Annotated in this window: 9 protein-coding genes; 2 read left to right on the top strand and 7 right to left on the bottom strand. The window is 47.6% G+C overall.

What is annotated here, in order from left to right:
• Nucleotides 1–58 precede the first annotated feature (58 nt).
• From A4R26_RS19330 to A4R26_RS19310, 5 genes are all read right to left on the bottom strand, one after another.
• Nucleotides 59–1,021 carry a hypothetical protein gene (locus A4R26_RS19330; RefSeq protein WP_081166787.1) on the bottom strand — a complete coding sequence of 321 codons (963 nt, stop codon included), beginning with the start codon at nt 1,019–1,021 and terminating at the stop codon, nt 59–61.
• 10 nt (nt 1,022–1,031) lie between these two features.
• The gene (locus tag A4R26_RS19325; protein ID WP_081166784.1) at nt 1,032–1,943 is read right to left on the bottom strand and encodes a PorP/SprF family type IX secretion system membrane protein; all 912 of its coding nucleotides are present in this window, start codon (nt 1,941–1,943) and stop codon (nt 1,032–1,034) included.
• Nucleotides 1,944–1,976: 33 nt separating this feature from the next.
• Complete coding sequence (locus A4R26_RS19320; RefSeq protein WP_081166780.1) at nt 1,977–4,664, bottom strand: T9SS type B sorting domain-containing protein; 2,688 nt, start codon at nt 4,662–4,664, stop codon at nt 1,977–1,979.
• A gap of 174 nt (nt 4,665–4,838) precedes the next feature.
• Nucleotides 4,839–6,686, bottom strand: coding sequence for a RagB/SusD family nutrient uptake outer membrane protein (locus tag A4R26_RS19315; RefSeq protein ID WP_081166777.1), 1,848 nt, complete (start codon nt 6,684–6,686; stop codon nt 4,839–4,841).
• 19 nt (nt 6,687–6,705) lie between these two features.
• Nucleotides 6,706–9,819: a SusC/RagA family TonB-linked outer membrane protein gene (locus A4R26_RS19310; RefSeq protein ID WP_081166774.1), complete on the bottom strand. Its 3,114-nt coding sequence runs from the start codon at nt 9,817–9,819 to the stop codon at nt 6,706–6,708.
• A 195-nt stretch (nt 9,820–10,014) separates the two neighbouring features.
• On the opposite strand from A4R26_RS19310, the gene A4R26_RS19305 reads away from it, so the two are divergent.
• Entirely contained in the window at nt 10,015–11,418 is a 1,404-nt protein-coding gene (locus A4R26_RS19305) for a sensor histidine kinase (protein ID WP_165760336.1), read from the top strand.
• 34 nt (nt 11,419–11,452) lie between these two features.
• Nucleotides 11,453–12,154 (top strand): response regulator transcription factor, encoded by a 702-nt coding sequence (locus A4R26_RS19300; protein WP_081166767.1) that lies wholly within the window; start codon nt 11,453–11,455, stop codon nt 12,152–12,154.
• A gap of 140 nt (nt 12,155–12,294) precedes the next feature.
• Here A4R26_RS19300 and A4R26_RS19295 read toward each other — a convergent pair whose 3' ends face one another.
• Nucleotides 12,295–12,717, bottom strand: coding sequence for an NAD-dependent DNA ligase LigA (locus A4R26_RS19295; protein ID WP_081166764.1), 423 nt, complete (start codon nt 12,715–12,717; stop codon nt 12,295–12,297).
• A gap of 424 nt (nt 12,718–13,141) precedes the next feature.
• Nucleotides 13,142–14,929 carry an ABC transporter ATP-binding protein gene (locus A4R26_RS19290; protein ID WP_081166761.1) on the bottom strand — a complete coding sequence of 596 codons (1,788 nt, stop codon included), beginning with the start codon at nt 14,927–14,929 and terminating at the stop codon, nt 13,142–13,144.
• Nucleotides 14,930–15,274: the final 345 nt, after the last annotated feature.

Genomic DNA, 15,274 nt, shown 5'->3' with positions numbered 1-15,274 from the left:
GTAGCCTTTTAGCCTCCACCAGTTCGGGAAACGTAAGCCTGCCTTACAGGTCATTTTGTTAATAGGTGATGCCGGGAAAATCCTGACGGGCTTTGTTGAATTGGGCATCGGTGGTTGATGACCAGCCGAAAGCGGTAGTGGCCTGAGCTTTCAGGTTAACGCCAGCTGCGCCGCTATAAAAATGAATGAACTCGCCGAGGTTCATCCGGCGGGTGTATTCAACACCCGAGGGAATGTTTTTCTTTGGAAAGTGGATCGATAACAATTTGAAGTAATTGGCCAGTACTTTGCTTTTCCCATAATTGTTGTAAATGGGCCAGAACCAGTTCTTAAACCATTTGGTGCCTTCAACGGGAAAATTGTCGGCCTGTTCCATATAAAGCGATTTCATTCTTTCAGCTTCTGCGGTTTTGCCAATGCCCATATACACATCGTATTGATAGATCTCGGCCCATTTGCTGTCGCCCCAAACGGTATATGCCGGTGATTCGTGCACGCCATAGGCAGAGCCTTCCACTACGTGGGCAACTTCATGTACAATGGCGTCGATGTTCCAGCCTTCGGGTTTTTCAAAACTGCCGTCTGTAGCTACATCGGCCAGGCTACGGTAATCATCGGCTTCATCAAAGATGTTACCGGTGCGGCCGCCGCTATAATTCCTGCGGTGAAACACACAATAAAGGCGGTTTTCATTGCCAAAATCGCCATATACCGATTTGGTATATTTCCATACATCGGTCATAAAATCCAACGGCCAGGTAATGGTACGCTCCATATTGTTATCGTAATAAACCGCTACGTGCTCGTTATAAGCAACCCGGGTTAAATACTGCCGGTGATCTAACCAGCGCTCCTGCCAGAAGAGGGGCGGTACACCGCCTGTGGGCGTAATGGTGTCGAGGCTGGAAACCGGTATTTCTGCAGGGCCTGTTTTGGTTGACTTACTGCAGCTGTTGGAGGCCGATCCGAAAAAGAAGATCAGCGCTATGAGTGATAATGGATAATATTTTGAATAGTTCATGTGTGCCGTTTTATTGCTTTTTAGAAATGCCTGAGAGGTTAATTCTTAATCCAACTTCAAGGCCGCCATCGGAGAATGTTTTTAAACCGCCGGTAACAGAATGGTAAAGCGCGTTCACCAGAACCTGGTCAATTACCTGCAGGCCCACACCGGCAGTAATGCTTTTGTTGGTATGGTACACGGCCATTATGTTCAGGCGGTTGTTGAGGAAGGTAAAATTTGAACCGGCATCGATGATGTTGTCGGCATCTTTAATGGCCCTTACACAAAGCATGGGCTCGGCGTAAATGCCTTCTGCTTCTTCGCTGATCTTTATTTTGTAAGAAACCGATGCAAATGCCAGCGGGCGGTTGGCCTGGTTTTTTTCTTCTTTTTTGAACTGGCTGCCCAGTTGCGGCAGCGAAGCCTGTACCAGTAAATTTCCATAAGCGTATGCGGCGCCAAACCCCGCTTCAAACCTGGTGCCTTTGCTGTTATAATTCAACAACGCCGGATCATCTGCTTCGCCATTTGTTTTAGAAATATCGAGGCGGTTATTGTTTATGCCCAGTGAAATGCCCATGTGCAGTTTGTTTGTTTCAGAAAAAGCGATGTGGTACGAGTAAGTACCCATAGCGTTTATCTGTTTTAGAGGGCCCGCCTGGTTGGTCACCACGTATGCGCCTACACCGGTTTTTTCGCTAAGGCCATAGTCGGCGGTGAGGTATTGGTTGGTTGGACTTTCGGTAAACGACAACTGATCTTTTTTGTAAGCGGCATTGATGATCAGTTGTTGCTGTAACCCGCTCATGGCGGGGTTCAGCAGGTAACGGTTCTGGTAATAACCGCTGCCGAAAGTGTTTAGCTGGCTTTTGGCAGTTGTGGCGAGGCAGATACAGGCAATTGCCGGTATCAGCTTTTTATAGTGAGTGAATTGTTTCATGTTTCAATACGTTAATGATGGTTACGTAATTGGTTATTTGTGATCGCGAATGATGACTACCACACCTTTTACAGGTTCGATGCCCGGGCCAATGGTTATTACATACAGGTAAGAACCTTCTTCGAGGGGCCGGCCGTTCAGGGTGCCATCCCAGTCGTTGGAATAATTCTTTTTGTAGAACACGGTGCGGCCGGCGCGGTCGAATACGGTTACGGTGTTATCGGGATAGCGGTTGATGTTCCAGATAACCCATTTGTCGTTCTTGCCATCGCCGTTCGGCGTGATCACATTCACCGGGTTGGGCAGTACGTTGCCGTTGAAACCAATAGTAATGCTGCTTGAAACGGAGCAGCCCTGTTTATTGGTGCCGGTAACAGTATACTTGGTATGGTACGTTGGCTTTACTTCGAGTTTATTGGTGGTCAGCGAACCGCTTACGATACCAACCGTATCCGTCCAGCGGTAATCGGTTACCCGGTCGCCATAAGCAGTTAAGTGCGCGGTTTGGTAGGGGGCAATGGCAACGCCTTCCAAAGAGGCAATAGCGATGGTAAGCGGGTTATAAACTACTTTAAATGTTCTGGTGAATTTATCTGTACCGTTGTTGAAAGTGCCGCCGTCGTCCATTGCGGTAATGGTGATAACAGCGCTGTCTTTTACTTCGCCCTGTGCCTGGAAGGTAAGCCATGCGCTGTCGTTCGAAACGGCAGAGAAGGATAAGGTTGCGAACAGTTTGGCATTACTGCTTACTGCGCCCATGGTCACTTTCTGGTAGCTTTCCGCGGTGCCTGCAGATATGCCGGTGACCAGCACTTTGTAGGCAAAGGCCGCGGTGCAGGCTGTTGTGTCGCTGACAAACGTAAAGGTTGGCGCCGCATTTACACCCTGGGTTACAGCTGAGCTTATATTGCTGTAATAAGAAGAGCCCATGGTGTTGTGTGCAATTACGCGGTAATAATACATGCTGGCTTTAGTGAGGCCGGTGTTCACGTATGTTGTTATATCGGCGCCTACCGTTGCAATCTGAGTAAAGGCTACGCCGTCTGTCGAGCGTTCTATTTTAAACCCTGTTTCGTTCGCCGACCTGTCTTCCCAAACCAGTTCGATCTCTGATGTTGAAATAGCGGTCGCTTTCAAATTACGGGGTGAGAACGGCAGGTTGGGGTCCCACAGGGTAGTGGTGGTGGCCACGTTCGATGGAATGGATGCACCGGCCGTACTGCTGATGGCGCGTACGCGGTAAAAGTACTGGGTACCGCCATACAGGTTCACGTCGGTAAAGGTGGTTGCGTTGGCGGCTGCGGTACCTACGGCGGCAAAGCTGAGATTGTCTTCTGAACGTTCGATCTGAAAACTGGTTTCGTTGGTCGAATTATTTGTCCAACTCAAGGCAACCGTATTGAATGTTGTATTGGTGATGGTAAGCGCAGTTGGTACCAGTGGCGCTGCTGCGTTCATACCCCATATTTCCCATTCGCCTATTTGCGTCATTACGCCGTCGGTTGAACCGTTCTTTTCAGTTACCAGCAACCGGTAGTAGGTAAAGGCTGAGGTGTTGCCAAAACTGTATTTGTATTTGGTGCCGCGTATGGGGGTTGAAATGTTAGCCCTTGTATCGAGCACCGTCCAGTTGAGGCTGTCGTTCGAACCCTGGAATTGCCAGGCCTTTGGATCGCGGCCCGCGGCGTCATTGGCAGTTGTGAGGGTATAACTGGTTACCACATAGGAAAACTTCGCTTTATACAACATCCAGTAGCCACCGGCAGGTACATTACCAAAAGCAAGGTACTTGGTGCCGTAGTTGTTGTCGATGAGTTTTGTTGATCCTTCACCGGCGGTAGCGCCGCCGCTGTTCTCAACCAATACCGTTAAACTGCCGCCGTCATCGGTTACATCAACGATGGCCCCGCTCAGGTTGAGGGTTTTTAAATTGGTTGATGCGTAGGAACTGCTGCCTAAGGTGTTGCTTACTGCTTTTACGCGGTAGTAATACAACGTGTTGATCTGTAAACCGGCGTTATCGGTATAGGATGTGGTGTTCACCGGAACGCTGCCTATTTGTGTGTAGTTGGTGCCGTCGATGGAACGTTCGATCACAAAACTGTTTTCGTTGGCTGAATTGTCGGTCCAGCTAAGATTGATCTCGGCGCCGCTGGTGGCAGTACCGTTTAAGCTGGTGGGAGCATTGGGTGCTGCGGGCCCTACCAGCCGCCATTCGGCACATTGAAAATGGCTGGTGCCGTTTACTGCGGTTATATTCCACCGGTAATACAAATAAGTTCCGGTGGTGGCCACGTCATAAATTTTTGTTTGTATGCGGCTGGCAAAGGTTTCATTGGTGCGGGTATCGAGCACTGTCCAGGATGTACTGTCGTTTGAGCCCTGTAAGGTCCAGGTCTTCGGGTCTCTTTCCGAAGCGTCATTGGCTGAGGTTATGGTATATTGGGCTACAACAGATGCCGTGTTCAGTTTGTAGGTTACCTGAATGGGAAGTGTTGAGAAATCATCGGGGTTGTACAGGAACCATTTGCTGGCCGTGCTATTATCTACCAGTTTCCCGGAATATTCGGTGGTAGTTCCGCCATTCCGGTAATAGTACCATTCGTAATTGGTGTATAGTGCACCGCCTACCGTTGAAATGAGGTCCTGTGCCTGCGAGGTGATGGCAAAACCGCTGAATAAAAGCAGGCTTATGCCAAGGTGTTTTATAGAGATGTTCATTGCTGGATCCGTTTAATTTTTAAAGTGGCTGAACGAATATTGGCGTATAGTTGATAACATTGATGAGTTAACAGGTTGAAAAGGGCGCCAGGATCGGTAGATACCTGGCAAGCCGCTTTATTCCCTGCTGTTTCACGCACCTGGCATATTGCCATTGTCTATTGCCGATTGATTCTACCAGCCTGAATTCTGAACAAGTTGTTTGTCTTTATCCAACTCAACCTGCGGTATGGGAAACAGGTAATGTTTTTTATTGAACACGCGGGTTTCAAACTGTTTTTGGGTATAGAAACCGGCGCCGTCGAGGTCTATGTTCAATCCGTAGAAAGCACCGGCATCTGTTTGTTCGGCGATCTTCCAGCGGCGGGTATCAAAATACCGTACACACTCAAAAGCCAGTTCAACCCGGCGCTCCATTCTGATAGCCTGGCGCATGGCATCCTGGTTTGCGGGCACTGCCAGATCGGTACTGGTGCCATATTGCGGAACACCTGCTCTTTCGCGAATGAGATTGAGGTATTTCAGGATATCGGGGTTGCCGGGTTCGCTTTCGTTTAACGCTTCTGCATAGTCGAGGTATACCTGCGCCAGCCGCATCAATACCATGTGGCGCGCATCATCGGCCCATCTGCCGGTCGACATGTTCTTTCTTACGATATAGCCGGTTGGACTGAAATCGCTGCCTGCTGACTTTTTACCCGAGTTGCCGGAGAATTGTGTGCTGGTGATTACATCACCGCTGAAAGAAGTGTTCAGCCAGTGACTGCCATCGTAGGTAACGCCTACATAAAAGCGGGGTTCGCGGTTCACCCATTGATTGAATGTTGAACGATCGGCAACATCGCCGGGGGCTTTGAACTGGGAGAAACCTGCATTTACATAACCCGAGGCCGGATGTGTGATTGGCAAGCCGTTCGCCATGAAATAAGCATCCACCATGGTTTGTGTAACGCCCAAACCGCCGCCGCCTTTTATTTCATTGGCAAAGCCGGAATGATAAGGGGTACGGGCATATTGCATTACCGAGATGCCGGCAGTGGGCCGTCCCCAGATCCATTCACTGTTCCAGTTGGTGAGCATGACGTTGCGGCAACTGAGGTAGGGACTAAAACTTCCCTGCGCATCATTTTCTTTATACAATTCATATACGCCGGGAACGAACTGGGTCAGGAATGCTTTGTAGGCATCGGCCGCCCGTTTCCATTTACCGGCATCATAGTTTTGTGCAATCAGTTGAGTGCCGTCAGGATTCCTGAGCGTTGCGTAATCGGTATTTCCATTGAAGAGCGGACTGGCTGCCAGTAACAGGGTTTGCGCCTTGAACGCAAGGGCAATACCTTTTGTTACGCGGCCATATTCGTGGGCGTTGGCGTTATTGTAAACGCTGCGGGTAATGAATTTAAGATCTGCCGCTGCCTTGTCGAGTTCACTTACGATATACTCAACGCAATCATCCATGGTATTGCGCGGCAACTGGATCGATTCAAAAGAAGCGTCGGGTGGAATTGGTTCATCGCCTGTAAGTACCACCGGGCCGAACATGCGAATAAGATAGTAGTAATAGATTGCCCTGATGGCCCTTGCTTCCGCTTTGTACTGGGTTATCTGCTCTGCGGTGAGCTCGGGGCACAGGTCAACATTCTTCATAAAGTAGGCCGCATCGCGAATGCCCTGGTAATACCTGCTCCAGGGGCCGGAAAAATAACCCTGGGTAGGTACGGTTGTTCCTAAATTGAAGAAGTTACTGCCCACGAAGCTCCAGGTATATTTGGCTTCATCTGAAGCGGCCGTCCAGGGACCGCAGTTGCGGTCGCCTACAAAACGGTCGTAGCTTTCATCGGGTACGCGACTATAAACACCTGAAAGGTAGTTGAGCGTATTCTCTCTGGTTTTAAATATTTTGTCGGTAGTGAGCCGGTCGTCGGGCACCTGGTCAAGAAATCCTTTTTTGCAGGCGCTCAATGCGCATATAACTGCCAGGGTGGTAATTCCTGTTTTATGTAGAAGTTGTTTATACAGCATAATCATTTTTTGTGGGTGGTTACTGAAGGTTTACGATAAGGCCAAGGGAGATGGTGCGTACATTCGGGTATCTTGTTCCGTTAGAGGTGTTCAGTTCGGGATCCCACAATTTGAACTTGCTGAACGTAAGCAGGTTCACGGCATTCACATAAGCACGTACATTTTTTACACCCCATTTCGGTAAGATCTTTTTAGGGAATGAGTAACCCAGGTCGAGGGTCTTCAGGCGAATGAAGTCGATATCCTTTAACCACCAGGTGCTGGTTTGAGCGTTGTTGACGTTGGCGGTATTGCCGTAGGCAAGGCGCGGGTAGAAGGCATCCTGCCTGGGATTGTCGACCGTCCAGCGGTCGGTGGCAATAGCATACAGGTTGCTGCGGTCGGCGCCGGTGCTGTTATTGAAAGGTATAATGCCATCGCCGGAAATGATACGGTCGGCCCCGCTGGTGCCCTGAAAGAAAACGCCGAAGTTGAAATTCTTCCAGGTAGTATTGAAGCCAAAGCCATACACCATGTTCGGTACATCGCCATTGCCAATGCGATGGGCATCGAAGTTGTCAATTACATTGTCGCCGTTCCAGTCGGCATATTTAATATCGCCAACACGGGGTGCGCCGAAACTTTGCTGTGGGCTTTTGTTGATCTCATCCTGGCTTTCGAAAAGGCCAATGGCGGTAAGGCCATAAACAGAGAGCAGGTTCTGCCCCCTGCGGTCCATGTAAGGGAACTTTTGCGCGGGCTGATCGTTTTCGATCACCTTGTCTTTATTATAGGTAAAGCTTCCGCGAAAGTTCCAGTAAGTATTTCCTACGCGTAGCGGGTTTGTTTCCAGTGTGGCGTCAATTCCTCTATTGTCTACTACGCCGAGGTTGCCGTAGATAGCCGTAGCGATGCCGGCAAATCCGGCTACGCCGCCCCGGCCGATAAATATACCGGTGCGATGTTCTTTAAAGAAATCGACGGTCAGTGATAATTTATCGTTCAGGGTTTTAATTTCTATACCAAGGTCCTGTTTGCGGCTTTCAGACCAGGTAACGTCAACGCCATAGTTCGCAATGGCTATACCGTTGCGGGCGTCGTTCCAGTTCAACCCGAATGAATAACCAGGACCATTGGTTACCCAGGTCTGGTAAAGGAAACGGGTAACATTGCTCTGTTCGTTTACCGAACTGTTGGCGCCCACCAAACCATCGGAATAGCGGAATTTCAAAAAGGAAATAGCATTCTTTATTGGTTCAAAGAATTTTTCAGAGGAAGCTACCCAGCCGATACCAATGGAAGGAAAGAAACCGGAACGTGCTTCGGGTGCAAAGTTTTCGGAGCCATTGTAACCAAAGTTGCCTTCTATAAAATACCGGTTATGTAAAGAGTAAGTTGTTCTGCCGGCCAAACCGCGCGACCGGTAGGGGAGTGAACCTACCAGGTCGCCGGCTGATTCATAGGTATAATCATTTTGGTTATACAATAACATGGCGCCTACGTGGTGCGGGCCGAAATCGCGGTCATAGTTGATCGACGACTCGGTATAATACCGGTGGTTGCTTATGTTGCTATTGGAATAGCCCAACTCATCGCTGCCCACCCAGGTACGTATCAGGTTCAGGCTGCCATCGGGCAGACGGGGATTGTTGGCATCGACATAATACGTACTGCGGCGCCGGGAGCGGCTAAGTGTATTGCTGCGGTAAGCGTCGAACGAATACAGCACCGTTGCAGAAAGCCCTTTCGTGATAAAATCAAGTTGTTGCGTAAGACGTCCGTTGGTGTACAACTGGTTGTTGGCGATGGTCCAGAAGCCGCGTTGCGTAACATCGGCATAGGGATTACGCTGATCGCCATTGCTGCTTTGGCCGGGTACAAAATTGCCGGGATACATAACCGGGTACGATACCGGTGTTATTTGCATGGCCTGTATGAACGCATCCTGCGATGAAATGGCAGGGTGATTGGTATTGGTAATATAGCCCTGTACGCCCAGTTCAAATTTGGTGGTTGGGGTAAGGGTTAAATTCAGGTTGCTGGTGAAGTTGTACCGTTTGAACCTGCCGCCGGCATCATAAGAGCTTAGTCCATCGGTTTTCAGGAAACCCTTTTCATCATAATAAGCCACCGATACATAGTAATTGGCATTGGCCGATCCGCCCCGGGCGCTTGCATTGAAGCGGCGGTTCTCGCCGGTTTTGTTGAATACCTCATCCATCCAGTCGACATTGGGATAAACATAGGGATCGGTACCGGCAGCTGTTTTGTCGATATAGTCCTGTGAATACTTAGGCGTTTGACCGCTAGCCAGCATGGCTTCGTTAGTGAGCTGCATGTAGGTGATGCCATCGGCCAGTTCAGGCGCTTTGGTGAAGGAGGTAATACCCTGGTTGTAATTGACGGTGAAAGAGGGTTTACCGGCTTTACCGCTTTTTGTTTTCATAAGTATTACGCCATTTGCGCCGCGTACGCCATAAACGGCAGTGGCGCTGGCGTCTTTCAGGATCGAAAAAGATTCAATGTCTTCAGGGTCAAGGCTGTTGATGTCTCTTTCAATTCCATCGATCAATACCAGCGGTTTTGCATTGTTATTGCCGTTGAAGGTAGTGATACCCCTGATCCAGATATCGGCGCCATCCATACCCGGTTCACCTGTACGTTGAACACCCACAATACCTGCAATACGGCCGGCAAGCATGGTGCTGATGTTGGCAACCGGCTGCTTTAGTTCTGCAACGTTTACAGATGTTTGCGCACCTACCAGGCTGATCCTTTTCGATTTACCATAACCCACCACCACTACTTCGTTCTGGTTGCCTTCTCTGGCTTCCATCACTACGTCAAGTACAATGGTGTTGTTTACGGGAACTGATTGTTCGGTGTAATTGATGTGCGAAAACACAAGGGTGGCCTTGGCGCTGGCCTGAATGGTGAATCGCCCCTGTTCATCGGAACTGCTGCCCCGGCCCGACTTGCCGAAAACAGTGATTGAAACCCCGGCAATAGGAGCGCCGAGTTTGTCTTTAACGGTACCTGAAACCGGAACTTCATTATTCGCGGAGCGGTCCGTTTGCGCATGAGTAGCTGAAATGGCCGGCAATAGCAATAAAAGCAGGTACCGGCTGATCCTGCGATAGGATTTCCATCTCATAGTAAGCATTAGTTTTGGTTGAAAATTGGCAACAAAATAATTTCCTTTGAAGTATATTGTTGTCAACAGAAACCAAACTAATTGTTAACGGAAATTAAACGGTCCGCCGGCAGTAGCATTAATTCATCAATCCTGATTACCTTCCTGAGCAGGATCTGGTTTATGATGAAGCACCCCATTGTTATTTATAAGGTTGTGGCTGTTATTGCTTTCGTAGTGCTGGCCTCAGTGCAGTTCTTCCTGTTATTCAACATGTACAGGATGGAAGACGAGCATTATTATGCTATTGAAAAGCAAAAGCTGCACGATGTGTATGAACCTGTTATCAGGAACGACAAGTTATACCCCGGCGCGGTGCAGATCATCGATAAGCATGTATATAAGTATATAGATACGCTGGGTATGCTGTATGAACGTAAACAGTTCAGGGCATTTGATACCCTGCGGCAGCTGATGTGCGATAGCATGTTTGCCGAACTGCGGGCTAAAAGTTGCGGCGACAGCCTTGTGCAGGACATGAAAAAACAACTTGGAATTACTGATAGCCTGCAGTATTGCCTCCTAATCGGGAACATCGATTTCGCTTTTGAAGCCCGGAAATATATTCCTGTTTACACCCGTGGGCATAAATACCCGCTCATTAACCCGGCCATTCAGGATCGTTCCGGCATTCGTATTTCGGGCGTCCTGAAAGATATCAATGGAAAGAACACCATCAGCAGCCTGGTGGTGAGCAGTCCGCTCGCCCGCAGTTATAAGATGGATTTTGCCTTGCACATCGACACCCCCGACCGGGTGTGGGGCGTTATCAAAAAAATGATGCGGGTATTCATGCTTTCCTTATTCTCTATATTCAGCGTACTGGTTATTTTTTATATCACGTTCAGGAACTGGCTTAAGCAAAAGAAGCTGGCCGATATGCAAACCGATTTCATCAATAATATTACGCATGAATTTCATACACCGCTATCGGCTATCATGGTGGCGAATAAAAGTTTGCAGAATGAAAAGTTAACGGAGAAGAAAGAGAATGTATCATCATTGACAGGGGTTATCGGCCGTCAGTCGGACCGCCTTAAAAAGCTGATAGGACAGGTAATTGATGTTAGTGTGGGACGAATGGTAAAGTTGAACAAAACAACCCTTTCGCTGAACGATCTGCTCGAAGATGTTTTACTCGATTACCGGTTGAATATTTCTGATAGCAGTGTGCAGCTTGACTTTGAAAATCATACCACGTATGACCAGGTAGCGGTAGATGTTTTTTATTTTACGACCATGCTGCAAAACATCATCGACAATGGCATAAAATATAATAACAGCGCGCCCAAGATGATAACCGTTTCAACAACCAATACCGATGAACATGTTTTGCTGAGTATAAAGGACAACGGTATTGGTATGTCGGATGCCATCACCCGGCGCATATTCGATAAGTTTTATCGTGCACCAAATTGGAAAAAAGAACCCATACAGGGATTGGGCCTTGGTTTGCATTATGCCCGGCAATGTGTTGAAGCACATAACTGGAAGCTGGATGTAAAAAGCAAACCCGGGGAAGGGAGTGAGTTCATTATTTTTATTCCCTGTCAACATTAAGAAATATAAAACCAGAAATCAATCATCGTCATCGATGAAACATAAGGTCCTGTTTGTAGAAGACGAACCAGACCTGGGGAATGTTATTAAGCAATACCTAGAGGTTATGGATTTCGAAATAGAATGGTGCACAAATGGCGCCACTGCCCTGAACGTTTTTAAGGAAAAAGCACATGAGTTCAGCCTGCTTGTAATTGATATTCAATTACCGGGCATGGATGGTTTTGAACTGGCCGAACGCATCAACCGCATCAATAGCGATATTCCCTTTCTTTTTTTAACCGCCCGTAACGAAAAGAAAGACCGCCTGTATGGATTGAAGCTGGGTGCAGATGATTACATCAGCAAGCCATTCGATATCGATGAACTGGTATTGCGCATTAAGAACATCCTGCGCCGTCATCATGTTACAGAAAAGAACAGGCAGCTTATTGGTATTACAACATGTGGCGATATGGTGATGCATAAAGAGCAGTTTAAAATAAGTATCGCCAATAGCAAACATGTTACGCTTACCCAACGGGAGTTTGAATTGCTCGATTACCTTTTTCAGAATAAGAATAAAATATTGAAGCGGGAAGAAATACTGGAGAACCTGTGGGGTGAGAATGATTATTTTCTTGGGCGCAGCCTCGATGTGTTTATCTCGCGGTTGAGAAAACATTTAAACTCCTCAAAAAAAATAGCCATAAACAGTGTTTATGGCGTTGGGTTTATTTTTCAGGTTGAAGAATAGTTCACTGTTCATAGTTCATGGTTCATAGTTCATAGTTCATAGGTCATAGTTCAGGTTCTGGCTGCCGCCATTGCCTGCAGGGCATAACCTGAGGCCTGCAGCGGTTTTAGCGATACATCACCTTTGAAATAGAAACCTGTTTAGTAATCGAATTTAGTGGGCGACTTTGTTTTGTAGTTAGCGTCATAGCGCACAAAGAAGTATAAATAGATAACACGGCTAAGGCGCATTAGCCAGGGTTGTAACACAATGAGCAGGCCAATGTTGATGCCAAGCCACCAGAAGAAACGGTTGTCTTTGGTGCTCATGCCAATGAGCACATACCAGGCAACAAAGGAGGCTACGGATAATGCCACTGATAAAGCGTAGCTCACATAACCGGTGCCGTACCAAAAGCCTACTTCCAGTTCAAATTTCTGTCCGCATTCAGGGCAATGCGTGGGCATGTCGAACACTTTTTTCAGATTCCAGTGATTGGCGGTATTGAACATAGGTCCTCTGCGACAGCGGGGGCATTTCATGGTTAACATGCTCCAGAGGAAATTGGGTTTGGATGCAGGCATTAAGGGCTCTTTATTGATGAACCGCAAAGGTACGAAAAAATAGCTGCAAGGGGGAAAGCGAATACAGCTGCAAGCTTCAAGCTGAAAGCGAATACAGGCGAAAGGCTAAAGGCAAAGGCGAATACAGAATACAGCTGCAAGCTGCAAGCTTCAAGCTGAAAGCGAATACAGGCGAAAGGCTAAAGGCAAAGGCGAATACAGAATACAGCTGCAAGCTTCAAGCTGTAAGCTGTAAGCGAAAGCAAATACGGAATACAGCTGCAAGCTTCAAGCTGTAAGCTGTAAGCGAAAGCAAATACGGAATACAGGCGAAAGCCTAAATGGCCTGGAGGCAGGGTAGCCAAAAAAAGTTCCCGGGTTTTTTGCCCGGGAACTTCACTATATATAAACTATGGATTATAAACTGTGAACTGTGAACTATGAACTATAAACTAAGAACTTTTTTCCGTTCCCCTATCTGCTGGCGCCACATGGCGTAATACAAGCCTTTTTCGTCCAACAGGCTTTCGTGGCTGCCTGTTTCCACTATGTCGCCTTTTTCGAGCACATATATGCGGTCGGCATGCATGATGGTCGACAAGCGGTGGGCGATGAGGATGGTGATCTGATTTCGTTTTGAGCTAATTTCTTTTATCGTATTGGTGATATCCTCTTCGGTGAGTGAGTCGAGCGAAGACGTGGCTTCGTCGAAGATCAGCAACCGCGGTTTACGTAACAGGGCGCGGGCAATGGATAACCGTTGTTTTTCGCCGCCTGATAATTTAAGGCCGCCTTCACCGATCATGGTATCGAGACCTTTTTCGGCGCGTGCCAGCAGGTTGATGCAGGCTGCTTTTTTAAGAGCGTCCATCAGGTCTTCTTCGGTGGCGGCGGGGTTCACAAACATCAGGTTTTCCTTGATGGTGCCAGAGAACAATTGCGTGTCCTGCGTTACAAAACCGATCTGGTTACGGAGGTCTTCAAAGTTGATGTCGGTTTCATCGATGCCGTTATACACGATCTTGCCTTCCTGCGGACGGTACAAACCTACCAGCAGTTTCATGAGGGTAGATTTACCCGAACCGGAAGGGCCTACAAAGGCAATGGTTTCACCCGTTTTTACTGAAAAGCTGATATCATCGATAGCGCGTTGCTGGGCTGTCTGGTGTTTGAAAACCACTGTCTGAAAATCGAGCGTTTGAATATCACCGAGATGTTTCGGGTGATCGGGCATGCGCTCGGGTGACTTCTGCATCAGGTTGTGAAAATTATTCAGTGATGCCTCCGCTTCGCGGTATGAAATAATGATATTGCTGATCTCCTGTAGCGGCCCGAATACAAAGAACGAGAAGATCTGCATGGTGACCAGGTCACCGAAATCCATTTGATCATGAAAGATCAGGTACATTAAAATGAAAAGGATCACCTGGCGCAGGGTGTTTACAAAAGTGCCCTGTACGAACGCAATACTGCGTACGCGTTTCACCTTGGTTAATTCCAGCCCAAGGATCTTGTAGGTGTTTTTGTTCAATCTGCCTACTTCCTGATTGGTAAGGCCGAGGCTTTTTACCAGTTCAATATTGCGCAACGATTCGGTAGTAGCGCCGGCAAGAGCGGTGGTTTGCCCTACAATATTCTTTTGAATGCTTTTTATTTTCTTACTCAGCAGGTTGGTGATGGTGGTTAGCAGGAATATGCCTACCACATAGGCAACAGCTATATACCAGCTGATAAAGATGGAGGCATATACCATAACGAAGGTTACGCTTACCAGTACGCCGAACATGATGTTGATGAAGTAGTTCATGAACTTCTCCGTGTCGGCCCTTACCTTGGTAAGTACGCTCAGGGTTTCACCGCTTCGCTGGTCCTCAAATTCCTGATAAGGTAAACGCATCGCGTGTTTCAACCCATCGGTAAACACTTTGGCGCCAAACTTTTGAACGATCACGTTCAGGAAGTAGTCCTGGAAGTTTTTCGCAATGCGGCTTACCATAGCTACGCCAATGGATGCCAGCAGCAGCAGGATAACCCCGTTAAAAAACGAGGAGTTGAAGAATTCAGTAACTGGCCGTTGGTCTTTGGGTGTTTTATTGTAATCGCCGGCCAGCCGCACCAGCTTACCTAAGATGATGGGATCGATCAGAGAAAAGGCGGTATTAACGGCTGCCAGAAATAGCGTCAATACTACCAACCATTTGTATGGTTTGAGATAGCGTAATAAAATCTTCATAATTGCAATTAACAGATTACTAACCTGAATGTTTATATAGGGCCTAAGGAATTACAGTACAATTTATAGAAAACTGTCAAAAAAGCCCCGTTCACTGGGAAGAGTGCAGGTAAATCCGGGAAAAGTGCAATCCAAAACCACCAGCTGCTAAAGGGAAGCATTAATTCGCAGTTTGGTTTGAATAACGTGTTTTTAAGTTCGATGGTTCGGGCCGGGCATATTTAAGTGCCGCCTACGCCGGCGCTACAGCAGATTTACAATATGTGCAGCGCTTTTCTGCCTGATCCTCAATAAAAAAGCGGTATTTCATCATATTATTTTACCCCATTTTCATATGAAAATGGT

It is taken from the genome of Niastella populi, from assembly GCF_002078015.1.
Lineage (GTDB): Bacteria > Bacteroidota > Bacteroidia > Chitinophagales > Chitinophagaceae > Niastella > Niastella populi.
This window is presented reverse-complemented; position numbering and strand designations above follow the sequence as displayed.